Genomic DNA, 16,483 nt, shown 5'->3' with positions numbered 1-16,483 from the left:
TTAGAATTCGAATATCAATGTTCGAAAACGAACATCGCATGGGGCGTTGGCGAACATTGGCAACGCCATTCGAACCGAGGCCAGCCTGCCGGATTCGAATTTCGATGACTTGACGCTCACGACCGGGAGCCGCACGTGCACACAGCCGCCCAATCGCCATCGGACAACCGCCTCGCGCCGTATGACCTGCTGGTCGTCGGCGGCGGCATCAACGGCGCCGGGATTGCGCGCGACGCGGCCGGGCGCGGGCTGCGCGTGCTGCTCGTCGAGCAGGACGATCTGGCCTCGCACACGTCCTCGGCCAGCACCAAGCTCATTCACGGCGGCCTGCGCTATCTCGAGTATTACGAGTTCGGCCTGGTGCGCAAGGCGTTGCAGGAACGCGAGGTGCTGCTGCGCGCCGCGCCGCATATCATGTGGCCGTTGCGCTTCGTCATGCCGCACATGCCCAATCTGCGCCCGGCATGGCTCATTCGCGCCGGCCTGTTCCTCTACGATCACCTCGCGCGTCGCGAAATCCTGCCGGGCTCGCGCAGCATCGATCTGCGCCGCCATCGTGCGGGCGCGCCGCTGCGCCGCGATCTACAGCGCGGCTTCGTGTATTCCGACGGTTGGGTGCAGGACGCGCGTCTGGTCGTGCTCAACGCCCAGGACGCCGCCGAGCGCGGCGCCACGATCCTGACGCGCACGCGGTTGACGGGCGCCGAGCGCGGCGAACACCTGTGGAGCGCCACGCTCGAGACGACCGACGGCGGGCCGCGGTGCGTGCAGACCGTGCGCGCGCGGGCCATGGTCAATGCGGCGGGCCCGTGGGTCGGCCATTTGCTCGGCGACGTGCTGCACCAGCGCTCGACTCACCGCATTCGCAACGTCAAGGGCAGCCACATCGTCACGCGCAGGCTGTTCGATCACGACCACGCCTACATCTTTCAGAATCCGGACAAGCGCATCATCTTCGCGATTCCGTATGAGCGCGAATTCACGCTCATCGGCACGACCGACGTCGAATACGGCGGCGACCCCGCGCAGGTCGCGATCAGCGACGACGAAATCGCCTACCTGTGCAAGTCCGCAAGCGAGTACTTCACGCAACCGATCACGCCGGCGGACGTCGTCTGGACCTATGCGGGCGTGCGTCCGCTGATGGAGGAAGACGTTGCCAACCCGTCGGCGGTCACGCGCGATTACAAGCTCGAGCTCGATGCGCCGCCGGGACGGGCGCCGATGCTCTCGGTGTTCGGCGGCAAGATCACGACGTATCGGCGTCTGGCCGAGGAAGCGATGTCGCACCTGCATGCACCGCTCGGCTTCACGCAGGGCGACTGGACGGCCGGCGCCGCGCTGCCGGGCGGCGACATGGCCGAGCCCGACGCCGGCGCCTTCGAGGCCTCGCTGCGCGCGCAACTGCCGTGGCTGCCGGCAGCGCTGGCGTACCGCTACGCGCGCACCTACGGCACGCGCACGCGCGTGCTCCTGGGCGACGCAACCTCGCTCGGCAGTCTGGGCGAGTGCGTGTGCGGCGATCTCTACGAGGCCGAGCTGCGCTATCTCGTGCAGCACGAATGGGCGCGCACGGCGCAGGACGTGCTCTGGCGCCGCACCAAGCTGGGCCTGCACGTCGGGCCGGAAGGCGAGGCGAGCGTGCGGCAATGGTTCGCGCGGCACATGGCGATGGTGCCCGAGGCGGTTGCATAGGCAGTGCAGGGCAGCAAGGGCGGCAGGGGCGGCAGGGGCCGCAGCGCCGCGCAACTCACACGAAAACCACAGGAGACGGGCGCAATGGCACGAGGCGCATACATCCTCGCGTTCGACCAGGGAACGACGAGCTCCCGGGCATTGCTGTTCGATCGCGACGGTCACGTCGTGGCGACGGCGCAAAAGGAGTTCCGACAGATCTATCCGCATCCCGGCTGGGTCGAGCACGATCCGCGCGAAATCTGGGCGACGCAGGCCGGTGTGGCCGCCGAGGCGCTCACGCATGCCGGCGTCGCGGGCAGCGAGATCGCGGCCATCGGCATCACGAACCAGCGCGAGACTACCGTCGTCTGGGACCGCCGCACGGGCGAGCCCGTCTACAACGCCATCGTGTGGCAGGACCGTCGCACGGCCGATTTCTGCGACCGCCTGCGCGGGGACGGCTCGGAGCCGCTCATCGCGAGTCGCACGGGGCTGCGCGTCGACGCGTATTTCTCCGGCAGCAAGATCCGCTGGATTCTCGATAACGTCGAAGGCGCGCGCGAGGCGGCGCAGGCCGGACATCTCGCGTTCGGCACCGTCGACAGCTGGCTCGTGTGGCATCTTACCGGCGGCAAGCTGCACGTGACCGACGTCTCGAACGCATCGCGCACGATGCTCTTCAACATCCATACGCTCGCCTGGGACGACGAACTGCTCGCGCTGCTCGGCGTGCCGCGCAGCATGCTGCCCGAGGTGCGCTCCTCGAGCGAGGTCTACGGTCATACGGCCACGTCCCTGTTCTCCGCCCCGGTGCCGATCGCGGGCATGGCGGGCGATCAGCAGGCGGCGCTATTCGGGCAGATGTGCCTGTCGCCGGGCATGGTGAAGAACACGTACGGCACGGGCTGCTTCATGGTGATGAACACCGGCGGCAAGCCGCAGGCGTCGAGCCACAATCTGCTCACGACCGTGGCGTGGAAGATCGGCGAGCGGGTCGACTATGCGCTCGAAGGCAGCATCTTCATCGGCGGCGCGGTCGTGCAATGGCTGCGCGACGGGCTGGGGATCATCCGTCACTCGCGCGATGTCGAAGCGCTTGCCACGAGCGTGCCCAATGCCGACGGCGTGGTGCTGGTGCCGGCCTTCGCGGGACTTGGCGCGCCGCACTGGCAGCCGCGTGCGCGCGGCACCCTGTTCGGCGCGACGCGTGGCACCACGGCCGCCCATGTGGCGCGCGCGGCGCTCGACAGCATCGCATTCCAGACGCTCGACGTGCTGCGCGCCATGGAGGCCGACGCCGGCATGCACGTCTCGGAGCTGCGCGTGGACGGCGGCGCGGCGGCGAACGATCTGCTCATGCAGTGGCAGGCGGATCTGCTCGGGGCGGACGTCGTGCGCCCGAAAGTGATCGAAACGACGGCGGCGGGCGCCGCCTATCTTGCCGGGCTTGCGGTGGGCTTTTGGCCCGACATCGACACCCTGGAGCGGCAGTGGCAATTGCACCAACGCTTCTCGCGCAAGCTGCCCGAGGACGAAGTGGCGCGCGCGGTCGCCGGCTGGCAGCGCGCGGTGCGCGCCGCGAAAGCGTGGGCCGAAGAGGCCTGAAGGATTCGCTGCGCAATTCGCTCGGGTGACGGCGCGGCGTGCGCGGCTTTAGCGCATCGCCCGTCCCGGGGCGACGTGGCGGCGATCGCCGATCGCATCGTGCCGGCGGTGCCGCCAGCTCGCACAGCGCTCGCGTGGATGGCGACGGGCGGACTTGGCCGGACTCGCCGGCGCGAGCGACCGGACGCAGGGACTGAGGGCGCAAGGCCCGGTGCGGCGCATTTGCATGATCCCCTCCCCGAAAAGCTTCCGTCGTCCGACCGTTGCGGCCGTCGTCGTCCAGAGGTGCAATCCGTCCGCGTCCGGGGCGCTCCCGGCGGAGGATCTGGCATCGGGCGTGCCGGGGCCATGTGGCGTGCATGGCGTAATTTCCCGAGGCAACCGATCCTGGCGAAGAGGCTTCCCCAGAAGCGGACGGTTTGCCTCCACATCAATGCGAGAAGCATGCCAGACGCTGCAACCCGTTGAATTGGCGGGGAAGTTCGGAAAGCGAAACAGGGCGCCGCCAGGCGTGCGGCGAAAAGTGTTTCAGGAATGAACACGATCGCGGCGACGAAGCTCGGGGGGCAATGCCCGGGCTTGCACGGCGGCAGGGCGCCGTGTACCACACTGCCCATGAGCGCGGCGCGTCCGGCGTCCGGCGTCAGGCGAGCCGCCCGATCGCGTTCGCCGTGACAGCCGCGGTGACGGCAAATTGGGCAAAGCACTTGACACTCAACGCCCACGGGCGTTTGCGCCGGCGGCGACCGACTTATGCAGAGGGTTATCAACAGTCGCTGTGGATATCCTGCGCCGCCGGATTGGCATGCGACGATCAGACCGCCGGTTTCTGGCCGATGGTAAAAGCGATCTCGCCCACGCCTGCCACGCCCGCCGTGACTTTGTCGCCCGGCTCGAGCGCGCCGACACCGGCGGGCGTGCCCGTGAAGATGAGGTCGCCCGGCGCCAGCTTCACGCTGCGCGAGATTTCCGCGATCAGATCGGGCACCGACCAGATCAACTCGTCGAGGTCGCCGCTCTGGCGGTTCTCGCCGTTCACGTCCAGCCACACGCGGCCCTTGCCGGGATGGCCGATGTCGGCCACGGCGTGCAACTCGCCGCACGGCGCCGATGCATCGAACGCCTTGCCCCAGTCCCACGGCCGGCGCGTGTCCTTGGCCTGTTGCTGCAGATCGCGGCGCGTGAGGTCGACACCCACGCCATAGCCCCACACCAGCGAAAGCGCTTGCGAGGCGTCGACGTTCTCGCCGCCGGCGCCGAGCGCTACCACCAGTTCGATTTCGTGATGCAGCTCGCTCGTGAGCGGCGGGTAGGGCAGCGTGCCCTGCGCGGCCACCACGGCGTCGGCCGGCTTCATGAAGAAGAACGGCGGTTCGCGATCGGGGTTGCTGCCCATCTCGCGTGCATGCGCGGCGTAGTTGCGCCCGACGCAGAACACGCGGCGAACGGGAAAGCGGGCATCGCTGCCGGCAATGGCGACCGACGCCTGCGGCGGCGCGGAAATGACGAATTGGCTCATGAGAAGACTCTTGGCGAAAACGGAAAATTCGATGAAACGAAACCTTGGAAGACCCCGGGGGCCGCGCGCTTACTTCGCGAAGACCTGCGACATGTCGGCAAATGCCTTGAACTCCAGCGCGTTGCCGGCCGGATCGTAAAAGAACAGCGTCGCCTGCTCGCCGACCTGTCCGGCGAAGCGGATGTGCGGCTCGATCACGAAGCGCGTGCCGGCGGCGCGAAGGCGCTCGGCCAGCGCGTGCCACGCCGGCATGTCAAGGATAACGCCGAAATGCGGCACGGGAACCTCGTCGCCGTCCACCGGGTTGGTGATGCGCTTGCCGGCCCGCTCCGGCGAGAGGTGCGCGACCAGTTGGTGCCCGAAGAAATCGAAGTCGATCCAGTGATCCGAGCTGCGGCCTTCGGCGCAGCCCATCACGCCGCCGTAGAAGCGGCGGGCCGCTTCGAGGTCGTCTACGGGGAAGGCGAGGTGAAAGAGCGGGGTGGTCATCAGGGACTCCGGGGCGATGTTTGGGAAAACGGATGCCGTCACGCCCGGCGGGCGCGCGACCGTTCGTGGGCGGCGACGCTGGGCATCGCCGATTTGCGCTACATTCTATCCATCGATAAAAGTAATCAGAAACGAATAATTCGGCCGCTCAGCAACATATTTTTCGATAGATGATCCGCTACCTGAAAACCTTCGTCACGGCAGCCGAAACAGCGTCCTTTTCCGCGGCGGGTGCGCGTCTCGGGCTCACGCAATCGGCCGTGAGCGCTCAGATCCAACGGCTCGAAGAGGACCTCGGCGTGCAACTGTTCGAGCGCACCGGCCGCGCCGTTTCTCTCTCCGACGACGGCCGCCGTTTGCTCGCGCAGGCGCAGGGCGTGATCGCGGGGTATCAGGCGATGCGGGGTGAAGCCGACGCGCGAGGCATGCAGGCGGCGCTCGCGCCCATCCATGTCGGCGCGATTCTGACGGCGCAACTGGGCTTGCTGCCCGGTGCGGTGCGACGCTGGGCCTCGCTCGGTGCGATGCCGCACCTGAACATCGTGCCGGGCATGTCGGTGCAGTTGCTCGCGCAGCTCGATGCGAAGGCGCTCGATCTGGCGGTGATGATCCGTCCGCGCATCGGCGTGCCGGCAGACATGAAGTGGCGCACGCTCATGGTGGAGCCCTACGTTGCCATTGCGCCGAAGGGTGTCCGCGGCACGGTCGCCGACTGGGCCGCGTCGTTGCCGTTCGTGCGCTACAACCGTCGGTCGTATGGCGGCGAACTGGTCGAGCGCTATCTGCGCCGCCATCGCCTGTGGGTGCGCGAGGGCGTGGAGCTCGACGAACCGGAAGTGATCCTGCGCATGGTGCGCGCGCGGCTGGGCTGGTCGATCGTTCCGGCCACGTTGATCGGTCTGCCGGTGGACGGGAAACCGTCGGCGACGGCCGGCGGGCATGCCGCTCCGAAGGCCGCCGTCGCCGGCGTACAGGTGTTGCCGCTCCGCGGCGCGCCGCTCACGCGCGAGTTGGGCGTGCTGGTTCGCCAGTCCGCACTCAAGCGCGCGCCCGTCGGCACGCTGATGCAGTGCCTGACCGACGAGGCGCGCGCGCGAACCGGCGAGGCCGGGTCAGTGGCGCGGTAGTGGCGTGTCCGACACCGCACCGCCCAACGCTTGCCATAGCGCGGCGGTGTCGATCAGCCGCGCACCCTGTGCGTCGAGGCGCTCGCGCGCGGCGTCGAGCGCCTGCCGCTGCGCGTCGAGCAGGGCGAAGTGACTGATGCCGCCGGCGCGATAACGGGCGGTGGCGATCCGGTAGGCCGCCTCGGCGCTGCGGGCCGCCTGAGCGCGCGCGGCGAGCGTGGCGGCATCCGCCTCCAGCGCCCGCATGGCGTCGGCAACCTGGGCGAGCCCGACCAGCACGGTGTCGCGATAGGCCGCCAGTGCGGCATCGTAGGCGGCGATGGCGGACCGGCGTTGCGCGCGCAGCTCGCCGCCGCGAAACAGCGGCTGGAGCAGGTTCATGCCGATGTTCCAGATGTTGATGCCGTCGCCCAGGTCCGCCCCGCGCATGCGTTGCGTGCCGAAACTGCCCGTGAGCGTGAAGCGCGGGTAAAGGTTTGCCGTCGCCACGCCGACATTGGCGCTGGCCTGATGCAGCAGCGCCTGCGCGGCGCGAATGTCCGGGCGCCGGCGCGCCAGCGACGAGGGCAGCGCCACGGGCACGGTCGGCGGCAATTGCAGCGACGCCAGATCGATCGCGGGCGTGGCGAAGGCGCCTGGCGCCTGGCCCGTCAGGCGAGCGAGCTGATGATCGTACTGGGCGATCTGGGCGCGCAGCGCCGGCAGCCGTGCCTCGGTCTGCGCAACGAGTGCCGCCTGATTCTCGACGTCGAGGGGCGCCACGCCGCCCGCGCGCTGCCGGGCGCGCATGACCTCGAGCTGTGTGCGCTGCGCCGCCGCCATGCCTTCGAGCGCGGAGCACTGCGCGCGTGCGCTGGCCTGCCGCACGGCCGCGGTCACGACGTTGCCCGCCAGCGAGAGCCGTGCCGCCTCCACCTCGAAGCGCTGATAGTCCACCTGCGCGGCGAGCGCTTCGAGTGCGCGGCGATTGCCGCCGAACAGATCGAGCGTGTACGACACGTCGACGCTGGCGTTGTAGAGCGTGAACGGCCCGGGGCTCGGCATGGACGTGATGCCGAACGAGGAGAGATCGACCTGCTCGCGCGTTGCGGAGAGTTTCAGATCGGCCGACGGGAGCATGCGCGCGCCAAGCTGCGCCCGATAATCCTCCTGCGCCTCACGCAGTTTCGCTTCGGCCTGGCGCAGCGTCGGGCTGTCGGCCAGCGCCTGCGCGACGAGGGCGTCGAGCGCGGGTGAGCCGAAGCGCGTCCACCAGTCGACGGGCACCTCGGCCTGCATGTCGAACGTTTGCGCCGCGCCCTGCGCCCCGTCCGCACTCGCCGTGACGACAGGCTGCGCGCCGCTCGTGTACTGCGTCGCGTCGGGGGCGTCCGGCGTCCGGGCGTCGGGGCCGGCCGCGCACGCCGCGAGCGTCGCGCTCAGCGCGAGCGGCAGCCACGGCATGCGGCCGGGCGAACAGATGCGCAACGGGCGGCGTGTAGCGCGCATGACGGCCTCAGTCGAGCGTGCGTTTGTAGAACTTCACGGCCACCGCCATGAGTACGGCGCAGAACACCAGCAGCGGCCACAGGTCGTGCCACGCGTCGTTCCAGCCGTTGCCCTTGAGGAGGATGCCGCGAACGAGTCGGTTGAAGTAGGTGAGCGGCAGCACGTTGCCGATCGCCTGGGCCCATGCCGGCATGCCGCGAAACGGGAACATGAATCCCGAGAGCAGCATGTTGGGCAGGAAGTAGAACACCGTGAGCTGCATGGCCTGGAGCTGGTTCTGCGCAAACGATGACAGTGCGATGCCGACTGTCAGGTTCGCCGCGATGAACACCAGCGCGGCAAGGTAGATCGCGACCACGCTGCCTTCGAAGGGCACGTGGAACACGAAGCGCGCGGCGATCAGGATGATGCTCGCCTGAATCAGCCCGATGGCAATGTACGGGACGATCTTGCCGGTCATGACCTCGATCGGCAGCACCGGCGTGGCGAGCAGGTTTTCCATCGTGCCGCGCTCGCGTTCGCGCACGATGGCGAGTCCCGTCATCATGGCGAGGGTCATCGACAGGATCACGCCCATGAGTCCCGGGATGATGTTGTACTGCGTGATGCCTTCCGCGTTGTAGAGCCGGTGCACCTGCACGTCGAACGCGCTCTGGCCGCCGGCGAGCGGCGCGAGCACGCCGGTCAGATCCTTCTGTGCGACAGACTGCGCGATGGCCGGCAGCGCGCCGAGCGCCGAGGCCATTGCCATCGGATCGGTCGCGTCCGCTTCCACGAGCAGTGACGGCCGCTCGCCGCGCAGCAGCCGGCGCGTGAAGTCGGCCGGAATATTGAGCACGAACTGCACGCGTGCCTGCGCGAGCGCCGCGCGCCCGGCCTCTTCGCTCGCGAGCGTTCCGGTCATGCGAAAGTACCCGGAGTGCTCCATGGCGGCCACGAAGCTGCGCGTGAATTCGCTGTCGTCGTGCATGAGCACGGCCGTCGGCATGTGCTTCGGGTCCGTGTTGATCGCAAAGCCGAACAGCGCGAGCTGCACGAGGGGCACGCCCACGATCATGGCGAACGTGACGCGATCGCGGCGCAGTTGCAAGAATTCCTTGCACACGATGCTCCACCACCGTGCGAGCGAGAAGCCGAGCGGCGCGCTCACGTCCCGTCTCCGAAATTGTCCTTCGCGTGGCTCATCAGGTAGATGAACACGTCTTCCAGACCGGTTTCGATGGGGGCCACGCGCAGCCCGCGTGCGTCGGCCACCTCATGCAGCACGCGGGCAAGTGCGTCGCCATCCTGGCCGCTCACGTGCAGCGCGCTGCCGAAGGCGACTGTCTGCGCGACGGCCGACTGCCCGCGCAGTTCGCGCGCGAGCTCGATCAGGTTCTCGCCGTGCACGGTCCATGTCGACAGATGTTGCGCGTCGATGACCTCCGCGGCCGTGCCTTGCGCGAGCAGTTCGCCGTAGGAGATGTAGGCGAGCTTGTGGCAGCGCTCGGCCTCGTCCATGTAATGCGTGCTCACCAGCACGGAGATGCCGTTCGCGGCGAGCTCGTGCAGTTCCTCCCAAAAGTCGCGCCGGGCCGTGGGGTCGACCCCGGCGGTGGGTTCGTCGAGCAGCAGTACCCGGGGCTCGTGCAGCATGCAGGCGGCCAGCGCGAGGCGCTGCTTCCAGCCGCCCGAGAGCGAGCCGGTCAACTGGCCGGCTCGCCCCCTGAGCCCGAGCGACTCGATCGCGCGATCGACGGCTTCGCGGCGGTTCGGCATGCCGTAGACGCGCGCGACGAAATCGAGATTCTCGCGAATCGTGAGGTCTTCCCAGTACGAGAAGCGCTGCGTCATGTAGCCCACGTGGCGCTTGATCTGCGCGCTCTCGCGCAAGATGTCGAAGCCCAGGCAGGTGCCGCTGCCCGAGTCCGGCGTGAGCAGGCCGCACATCATGCGAATGCAGGTCGTCTTGCCGCTGCCGTTCGGGCCGAGAAAGCCAAAGATCTCGCCGCGCTTGACTTGCAGCGAGACGTCCTTCACCACGTGCTTGTCGCCGAAGTGTTTGTTCAGGCCGCGCACGTCGATGGCAAAATCGCCCGTGCCCGCAGCGCCGTTATTGCCGTTATTGCCGCCATTGCCGCCATCGCCGCGATTGCGGTTATCGCCGTCAGCGGTGCCAGTACCGCCAGCACCGCTGGTATCGCTGGTATCGCCCCCGGCGCCGTCGGCGCCGTTCGCGATCGTCGGGGCTGTCCGATCGCTCATTGGCGCGTCACCTGCACCGGCTGGCCCGGATTGAGCCTCACGGCGTGCGCCGCGTCGGGATGCGCCTCGACCATGTACACGAGCTTGTCGCGCGTGTCGTTGCTGTAGATGACAGGCGGGGTGTACTCCGCCTGATTGGCGACGTAGGTGATGCGTGCGTTCACGCCGGCGCCGCAGCCGTCGCAGGCGATATGCACCGTCTGCCCGGCGCGCAGGCTGCCGAGCGCGGCCTCGGGCACGAAAAAGCGTACCTTGATGTTGCCGGGCGGCAGCAGCCGCACCACCGGGCTGCCAGCCGCCACCCATTCGCCCACGCGGTAGAGGGTGTCATAGACGCGCCCGGCGGCGCCCGCACGCGGATGCTTCTGCGCGAGCTGCCAGTCGGCTTGCGCGAGCGAGGCGCGCGCGGCGTCGACCTGCGCGGCCTGCGCCTGACGCTGCGCTTCGCGGCCCGGCAGCCGCGCCACGCGCAGACTGCTTAGCAGTTCCTGCACGCGCGCCGTGCTGCTGCGCGCGTCGGCGCGGCTCGCGTCGAGCTGTTCGCGCGAGATGCCGCCCGCGGCGTACTGCGCCTGATCGCGATCGAACTGCGCGAGGGCCCTGTCGCGCACAGCCATGGCCTGCCTCAACTGGGCTTCGGAGACGGCGATTTCGTCGGGACGTTTGCCCGTGGCGAGATCGCGCAATTGCGCTTCGGCGCTCGCCAGCGTCTCGCGCGCGTGCGCTTGCGCGGCCAGCTCGAACGTCGATTCGAGATCGAAGAGCGGGGCGCCGGCGTCGATCTGCTGGCCGCGCGCGACGCGTAGCGCCTGGAGCGTGCCGGCCTGGGACGAGGCGACGTAGACAAACTCGCCTTCGACATAGCCTTGCCACGGTTTGGGACCCGCGTCACCGCATGCGGCGAGCGCGACCACAGCCGCCAGGGCGGCCAGCGTCCGTGAAGCGCTCACGATCATCGCGGTAGTGCACATACGGGGGTATGCCGGCATGACGCGCCCTTTGCGTTGCATGGGTCCGCTCTCACCTTAGCGCAAAAGCGGGGAGGGCGGCAATTGCGCCGGGCGCCATGCGCGGGCGAAGACTCTCTGCTATTGTGCGCACATGTCCGGCGGCGCACGGGGCGCGTCCACGATAGCCAGAGCGGCAGCGGCGCAGCGCACCGGACCTCATGCAAGGAGCCTGACTGATATGTCTCACGACACGTTCGACGAAAACGACTGGAAGCGATTCCTGAAGCACATCGGCGAAGACCCGAATCGCCCCGGCCTGCACGAAACGCCGTCGCGCGTGGCCAAGGCCTGGCGCCAATGGACCGCCGGCTATGAGCAGGACCCGGCCGAGGTCCTCAAGGTCTTCGAGGACGGCGCCGAACAATACAACGAACTGATCGTGGTGCGCGGCATTCCCGTCTACAGCCACTGCGAGCACCATCTCGCGCCGTTTTTCGGCAAGGCGACCATCGGTTATCTGCCCAACGGCAAGATCGTCGGATTATCCAAGCTCACCCGGCTCGTCGATTGCTTCGCGCGCCGCCTGCAGGTGCAGGAGCGCCTGACCACGCAGATCGCCGAAGCCCTGATGACGCATCTGCAACCGAAAGCCGTCGGCGTGGTGGTGTCGTGCCGCCACATGTGCATGGAAAGCCGCGGCATTCGGACGGCCGGCGAAGAGACCGTGACGTCGGCCATGCTCGGCGAACTGCAGCCCAATCTCGCGCTGCGCACGGAGTTCCTCGCGCTGGCTCGCGACAAGTAAGCGTCCGTTCCCCGTCGGCGCCGGCCCCCGGCACTGCTTACCGAGCGTAGCGCGCCACGATAGTCGAGCCGCTGAGCGTGTGGCCGGCCAAGGCGAGCGCGAGGCCGGCGGCGTCGAGCCCCGGCGGCAGGCGGCCCGGCTCGAGGTCGGTGGCCGTCACGGTGATGATGTAGTGATGCGGCGTATCGCCGAGCGGCGGACATGCGCCCCGGTAGGCCATCGCACCGCTCACGTTCTTGCCGACGGTGAGCTGCTCGCTTGTTTCGTTGGCCGCGCCGGCGGCGAGCGACGAGACGGTGGCCGGCACGTTGTAGACCACCCAGTGCACCACGCCGCCGCCCTTCGCGCCGTCCGGATCCTTCATGGTGATGACCACGCTGCGCGTGGCCTGCGGCAAATTCTTCCAGGCGATGGGCGGGCTCATGTTTTGCCCGCCGCACTCGCCCGCACCCGCGTGCACGGCGGGCAGCATGCCGTTATCCGCGAACGCGCTCGACGAGACGCTCATGCCTTCGGCATGTGCGGCTCCGGCGCCCAGCATTGCGGCAATGGCGGGCGCACCGGCGAGGCGGCAAACGATCGGCAGGAAAAGGCGATTCATGGGCGTGCCTCCTATTTGGCAGTGGCGATGATGAGCTTGAAGGGAAGCGCGAGCAACGCCGTGCCCGCCACCCCGGCACACCACAGCGCGACGAACCATCCCCAGCGAATGAGCGTGCGCTGCCATGCGCCTTGCATGGTAGCGCGCTCGCGATGGCGACGCACGCCGGGCCGGACCAGATCAGTGATAGTGCGCATCGTGTGTCGCCTTGCCGCGAAAGACCCAGTACGCCAGCATCGTGTAGCCGATGATGACGGGAATGATGAAGGCCGCGCCCCAGAGCGTGAACGACAGGCTCGAATGCGGCGCGGCGGCGTCCCACAGCGTGACGCCGGGCAGGATCGCATACGGATACGCGCTCACGAGCAGGCCGCTGTAGCCGAGGAAGACGAGGCCGATGGCCAGCCAGAACGGCGTGGCGTCGTGTGCGCGGCGCAATACCCGGCGCATGACGAGTGCCGCGATCGCCACGAGGAACGGCACCGGCAGACAACGCCAGAACCATTCGCCGCCGAACCACCGCGCGGCCACCAGCGGTACGCGCAGCGGCGTCCATAGCGACACGACCGCCATCGTCGCCACCAGTGCCAGCGTGAGCGGCCAGGCGAGCACGCGCAGGCGGCGCTGCAGATCGCCTTCGGTCTTGCCGATCAGCCAGCATGCGCCGAGCAGTGCGTAGGTCACCAGCAGTCCGATGCCGGTAAACAGGTTGAACGCCGTGACCCACGCGAAGGCGTCGCCCGCGAATTGTCCGTTCTCGACGGGAATGCCGGAAAGATAGGCGCCCAGCGCTACGCCCTGGAAGAACGTGGCGCCCGCCGAGCCGCCGATGAAGGCGAGATCCCACCACTGCCGCGTGCGACGGGACTTGCCGCGAATCTCGAATGCCACGCCGCGGAAGATGAGGCACACCAGCATCAGCACGAGCGGCAGGTATAGCGCCGAGAGCAGCACCGAGTACACCATCGGGAAGGCGGCGAGCAGGCCGGCGCCGCCGAGCACCAGCCAGGTCTCGTTGCCGTCCCACACGGGTGCGACCGAATTCATCATGGTGTCTCGCTCGCGCGCATCGGGAAAGAACGGGAAGAGAATGCCGATGCCGAGGTCGAAGCCATCGAGCACGACGTAGAGAAACAGGCCGAGCGCGATGACGGCGGCCCAGGCTAAGGTCAGGTCCATGGAAAGTCCGGAAACAGTCTCGAAGGAAGTCGATGCGATGCCGCGCTCAAGCGTTCGGCGCCGCAGGCGTTTGCCGCCGGCCGGACGCGCCCGGCTCGGGCGCGGCGTTCGCGAGGGGCTGCGGCGCGCGGCGGGCCCCGCGAGCTCGGACGCGTTCGTGCGCCTGTGCCGCAAGCGCCGGGCCGCTGCGCAGAATCTTCAGCAGGTAGTACACGCCGGTGCCGAACACGAGGACGTAGGCGAGCACGAGCACGAATAGCGACACCTGGACCTGCTGCGCGCTCACCGGCGAAATCGCTTCGGCCGTGCGCATCACGCCGTAGACGACCCACGGCTGGCGACCCGCCTCGGTCGTGACCCATCCGGCGAGTAATGCGACGAACCCGGCCGGCGACATGCAAAGCATGACCCGCGCGAAGCCGCGCGAGGTGAACAGCGTGCCGCGGCGGCGCAGCCAGACCGCAGCGAGCGCCGCGGCGATCATGGCCAGACCCAGGCCGACCATGATGCGAAAACTCCAGAACACGAGCGGTACGTTGGGGCGTTCGTCCTTCGGAAATTCCTTCAGGCCGCGCACTTCGCCGTCCCAGCTGTGCGTGAGAATCAGGCTGCCCAGATGCGGCACTTCGAGCGCGTAGCGCGTCGTTTGCGCTTGCATGTCGGGCCAGCCGAAGAGGTTGAGCGGCGTGCCGCCCGTCTTCGTCTCCCACAGGCCTTCCATGGCCGCGAGCTTCGCCGGTTGATGCTCGCGCGTATTGAGCCCGTGCAGGTCGCCGACGAAGGCTTGCAGCGGCGCGAAGATCAACAGCAGCCACATCGCCATCGAGAACATGGTCTTCACGGCCGGATCGCGGCGCCCGCGCAACAGATGCCAGGCGCCGGTGCCGGCCACGACGAGCGCGGCGACCACGAACGCGGCAATGCTCATGTGTGCGAGGCGATACGGAAACGACGGATTGAAGATCACGTCCCACCATGACAGCACCACGACGCGGCCGTCCACGATCTCGTAGCCCTGTGGCGTCTGCATCCAGCTGTTCGACGCGAGAATCCAGAACGTCGAGATCAGCGTGCCGATGGCCACGCAAAGCGTGGCTGCGAAGTGCGCGCGCGGACTCACGCGATTCCAGCCGAACAGCATGATGCCGAGAAAGCCTGCCTCGAGGAAGAAGGCGGTCATCACCTCATAGGTGAGCAGCGGCCCGGTGACCGCGCCCGCGAAGCTCGAAAAGCCCGACCAGTTCGTGCCGAACTGATAGGCCATCACCACGCCCGAGACCACGCCCATGCCGAAGCACACGGCGAAGGCCTTCGACCAGAAACGGCAAAGGTCGAGATAGTGTTGCTCGTGCGTTTTGAGCCACAGGCCCTCCAGCACGGCAATGAAGCTGGCAAGGCCGATGGAGACGGCGGGAAAGACGATGTGAAAGGAGACCGTGAATGCGAATTGCAGGCGCGCCAGGTCAAGGGCGTCGGGGGCGGCAGTCATGTTGCGCTCTATGTAGGCAAATAAACCCTGTCATGTGCGGCAATTCTGATATTTCATTGCCGCTTGTTTTGCGTACATGTTAGGAGATGCTGCTGTGCAGCACGCGTGACAAGTCGTCACATGCGGCGCATTGACGCGGCCTCGCCGGTCGCCGGGGCGCGCCTCAGATGTATGTTTTCAAAGGGCTTCATGTCGGCCGGCCCTGCGACGCCATGCCGCAGCGCATGCGCCGACGCGTGCCGCCAGGGCCGGTGCGTGGCTAGCTGAGCAGACTCGCGCCGATGTTGATGGACAGGCCGAGGACGGCGAGATTGAAGAAGAAGGAGAGGATGGCCTGGGCGAGCACGGCGCGCCGCATGCGGCGCGAGGCGAGCGCGATGTCGGCGGTCTGCGAGGCGACGGCAATCGTGAACGAGAAGTACAGGAAGTCCCAGTAGTCGGGATCGCAATCGCGGTCGGGCCACACGAGCGCGAACGGCTTTTGCGCATCGGTGAAGTACAGGCGGGCGTAATGCAGCGTGTAGATCGTCGGCACCAGGAACCAGCCGGCGATGAGCGTGGCGGCGGCGAAGAGCACATGCTCGGAAGTCTGATGCGGGGCGCCCGACTTCGCGCTGGCAAGCTCGTGGACGATGGCGGCCACGCTGGCGATCGCCGAGAGGCTCACGACGCTCAGCACGAGCACCGCGCTCTGGTCCTCCTGCTCGGCGAAGCGCTCGATGCTGCGCTTGGGCGCCGTGACCATCATGAACCAGATCATGGCGAGGTAGGCCCACGCGCCCGCGTTCCATCCGATCAGCGTGCGGGTCACCCCATTGAAATGCCCTTGCGCGAACACGCCCGCGAGAATGCCCACGCCAATGGCGAGCAGCAAACGAGGGTGAAAGCGCAGCAGGTGCGGGAAAAAGTCGGCGTTCATGGCGGCAAAGGCGATGCGTTCGAGAGCAGGCGTGACGAGGGGCGGCTCGCGGCCAAGGTACACCGCCGCCGGCGAGGCGTCCAGCGGGCGCGGGGCGTGGGCACGCTCGAGCACGGCGGCGCACGCTGGAGCGCGGCGTCGCACGTTAATGGTGCGCCGCCGCATCGCGATGCGGCATCGTGCCCGTTGAGATGTCATGCGCGCGCCGGGCGTGGGCGCCACGCTCGGGCGCCGCCACGCCGCACCGCTGTCGGCTCGCACGTCGCGAAGCCCCGTGGCCCGGGCGTTTACCGGACGCCCGTGTTCAACGCCCGGGCGCCTGGCACGCTGCTTGCTAAAGGTGATGCAAGGCCAATGGCGGCCGAGTGAAGGCAAGCGAATTTTCCGCACC

At 68.1% G+C, this 16,483-nt stretch carries 15 protein-coding genes; 4 read left to right on the top strand and 11 right to left on the bottom strand.

Features of this window, described 5'->3' with window-relative positions:
* Window positions 1-135: 135 nt before the first annotated feature.
* Window positions 136-1,695: a glycerol-3-phosphate dehydrogenase gene (gene glpD / locus CDN36_RS07580; RefSeq protein ID WP_287496389.1), complete on the top strand. Its 1,560-nt coding sequence runs from the start codon at window positions 136-138 to the stop codon at window positions 1,693-1,695.
* Window positions 1,696-1,779: 84 nt separating this feature from the next.
* On the top strand, window positions 1,780-3,282 hold the full coding sequence (gene glpK, locus CDN36_RS07575; RefSeq protein ID WP_150555666.1) for a glycerol kinase GlpK: 1,503 nt from the start codon (window positions 1,780-1,782) through the stop codon (window positions 3,280-3,282).
* 814 nt (window positions 3,283-4,096) lie between these two features.
* Here the strand turns inward: glpK and CDN36_RS07570 are convergent.
* Window positions 4,097-4,801 carry a fumarylacetoacetate hydrolase family protein gene (locus CDN36_RS07570; RefSeq protein WP_150555667.1) on the bottom strand — a complete coding sequence of 235 codons (705 nt, stop codon included), beginning with the start codon at window positions 4,799-4,801 and terminating at the stop codon, window positions 4,097-4,099.
* Between the two features lie 69 nt (window positions 4,802-4,870).
* Window positions 4,871-5,290 (bottom strand): VOC family protein, encoded by a 420-nt coding sequence (locus tag CDN36_RS07565; protein ID WP_150555668.1) that lies wholly within the window; start codon window positions 5,288-5,290, stop codon window positions 4,871-4,873.
* 170 nt (window positions 5,291-5,460) lie between these two features.
* Here CDN36_RS07565 and CDN36_RS07560 point away from each other — a divergent pair, with 170 nt between their 5' ends.
* Complete coding sequence (locus CDN36_RS07560; protein ID WP_287496388.1) at window positions 5,461-6,417, top strand: LysR family transcriptional regulator; 957 nt, start codon at window positions 5,461-5,463, stop codon at window positions 6,415-6,417.
* Here the strand turns inward: CDN36_RS07560 and CDN36_RS07555 are convergent.
* The 4 genes from CDN36_RS07555 to CDN36_RS07540 are packed head-to-tail and all read right to left on the bottom strand — an operon-like array spanning window position 6,403 to window position 11,105.
* The gene (locus tag CDN36_RS07555; RefSeq protein ID WP_150555670.1) at window positions 6,403-7,905 is read right to left on the bottom strand and encodes an efflux transporter outer membrane subunit; all 1,503 of its coding nucleotides are present in this window, start codon (window positions 7,903-7,905) and stop codon (window positions 6,403-6,405) included. The genes CDN36_RS07560 and CDN36_RS07555 overlap by 15 nt on opposite strands.
* A 7-nt stretch (window positions 7,906-7,912) precedes the next feature.
* Entirely contained in the window at window positions 7,913-9,055 is a 1,143-nt protein-coding gene (locus tag CDN36_RS07550; RefSeq protein ID WP_150555671.1) for an ABC transporter permease, read from the bottom strand.
* Entirely contained in the window at window positions 9,052-10,149 is a 1,098-nt protein-coding gene (locus CDN36_RS07545; RefSeq protein WP_287496387.1) for an ABC transporter ATP-binding protein, read from the bottom strand. The genes CDN36_RS07550 and CDN36_RS07545 overlap by 4 nt, the downstream gene beginning before the upstream one ends.
* A complete protein-coding gene (locus CDN36_RS07540; RefSeq protein ID WP_150555826.1) occupies window positions 10,146-11,105 on the bottom strand; it encodes an HlyD family secretion protein in 960 nt (319 codons plus the stop codon). Before CDN36_RS07540 ends, CDN36_RS07545 begins: the two co-directional genes overlap by 4 nt.
* Window positions 11,106-11,337: 232 nt before the next feature.
* On the opposite strand from CDN36_RS07540, the gene folE reads away from it, so the two are divergent.
* On the top strand, window positions 11,338-11,904 hold the full coding sequence (gene folE, locus CDN36_RS07535; protein ID WP_150555673.1) for a GTP cyclohydrolase I FolE: 567 nt from the start codon (window positions 11,338-11,340) through the stop codon (window positions 11,902-11,904).
* A 37-nt stretch (window positions 11,905-11,941) separates the two neighbouring features.
* On the opposite strand, the gene CDN36_RS07530 is transcribed toward folE, so the two are convergent.
* From CDN36_RS07530 to CDN36_RS07510, 5 genes are all read right to left on the bottom strand, one after another.
* Entirely contained in the window at window positions 11,942-12,505 is a 564-nt protein-coding gene (locus tag CDN36_RS07530) for a YbhB/YbcL family Raf kinase inhibitor-like protein (protein WP_287496386.1), read from the bottom strand.
* A gap of 11 nt (window positions 12,506-12,516) precedes the next feature.
* Window positions 12,517-12,702, bottom strand: a complete 186-nt coding sequence (locus CDN36_RS07525; RefSeq protein ID WP_150555675.1) for a hypothetical protein — start codon at window positions 12,700-12,702, stop codon at window positions 12,517-12,519.
* Window positions 12,686-13,684, bottom strand: a complete 999-nt coding sequence (cydB, locus tag CDN36_RS07520) for a cytochrome d ubiquinol oxidase subunit II (protein ID WP_287496385.1) — start codon at window positions 13,682-13,684, stop codon at window positions 12,686-12,688. Before cydB ends, CDN36_RS07525 begins: the two co-directional genes overlap by 17 nt.
* A 46-nt stretch (window positions 13,685-13,730) precedes the next feature.
* A complete protein-coding gene (locus CDN36_RS07515; RefSeq protein ID WP_287496384.1) occupies window positions 13,731-15,173 on the bottom strand; it encodes a cytochrome ubiquinol oxidase subunit I in 1,443 nt (480 codons plus the stop codon).
* Between the two features lie 259 nt (window positions 15,174-15,432).
* Window positions 15,433-16,092, bottom strand: a complete 660-nt coding sequence (locus CDN36_RS07510; protein ID WP_150555827.1) for a DUF1345 domain-containing protein — start codon at window positions 16,090-16,092, stop codon at window positions 15,433-15,435.
* Between the last annotated feature and the right edge of the window lie 391 nt (window positions 16,093-16,483).

The organism is Pandoraea sp. CB10b_02, from assembly GCF_002216225.1.
GTDB lineage: Bacteria > Pseudomonadota > Gammaproteobacteria > Burkholderiales > Burkholderiaceae > Pandoraea > Pandoraea nosoerga.
The sequence above is the reverse complement of the archived record's forward strand: the minus strand, read 5'-3'. Positions and strand labels throughout refer to the sequence as shown.

What these genes read in the sequence shown, in the direction of transcription:
- CDN36_RS07570 (WP_150555667.1), bottom strand. Translation starts at nt 4,801, where the DNA reads ATGAGCCAATTCGTCATTTCCGCGCCGCCGCAGGCGTCGGTCGCCATT.
- CDN36_RS07545 (WP_287496387.1), bottom strand. Translation starts at nt 10,149, where the DNA reads ATGAGCGATCGGACAGCCCCGACGATCGCGAACGGCGCCGACGGCGCC.
- folE (WP_150555673.1), top strand. Translation starts at nt 11,338, where the DNA reads ATGTCTCACGACACGTTCGACGAAAACGACTGGAAGCGATTCCTGAAG.
- CDN36_RS07515 (WP_287496384.1), bottom strand. Translation starts at nt 15,173, where the DNA reads ATGACTGCCGCCCCCGACGCCCTTGACCTGGCGCGCCTGCAATTCGCA.
- glpK (WP_150555666.1), top strand. Translation starts at nt 1,780, where the DNA reads ATGGCACGAGGCGCATACATCCTCGCGTTCGACCAGGGAACGACGAGC.
- CDN36_RS07565 (WP_150555668.1), bottom strand. Translation starts at nt 5,290, where the DNA reads ATGACCACCCCGCTCTTTCACCTCGCCTTCCCCGTAGACGACCTCGAA.
- CDN36_RS07525 (WP_150555675.1), bottom strand. Translation starts at nt 12,702, where the DNA reads ATGCGCACTATCACTGATCTGGTCCGGCCCGGCGTGCGTCGCCATCGC.
- cydB (WP_287496385.1), bottom strand. Translation starts at nt 13,684, where the DNA reads ATGGACCTGACCTTAGCCTGGGCCGCCGTCATCGCGCTCGGCCTGTTT.
- CDN36_RS07560 (WP_287496388.1), top strand. Translation starts at nt 5,461, where the DNA reads ATGATCCGCTACCTGAAAACCTTCGTCACGGCAGCCGAAACAGCGTCC.
- CDN36_RS07540 (WP_150555826.1), bottom strand. Translation starts at nt 11,105, where the DNA reads ATGATCGTGAGCGCTTCACGGACGCTGGCCGCCCTGGCGGCTGTGGTC.
- CDN36_RS07530 (WP_287496386.1), bottom strand. Translation starts at nt 12,505, where the DNA reads ATGAATCGCCTTTTCCTGCCGATCGTTTGCCGCCTCGCCGGTGCGCCC.
- CDN36_RS07510 (WP_150555827.1), bottom strand. Translation starts at nt 16,092, where the DNA reads ATGAACGCCGACTTTTTCCCGCACCTGCTGCGCTTTCACCCTCGTTTG.
- CDN36_RS07555 (WP_150555670.1), bottom strand. Translation starts at nt 7,905, where the DNA reads ATGCGCGCTACACGCCGCCCGTTGCGCATCTGTTCGCCCGGCCGCATG.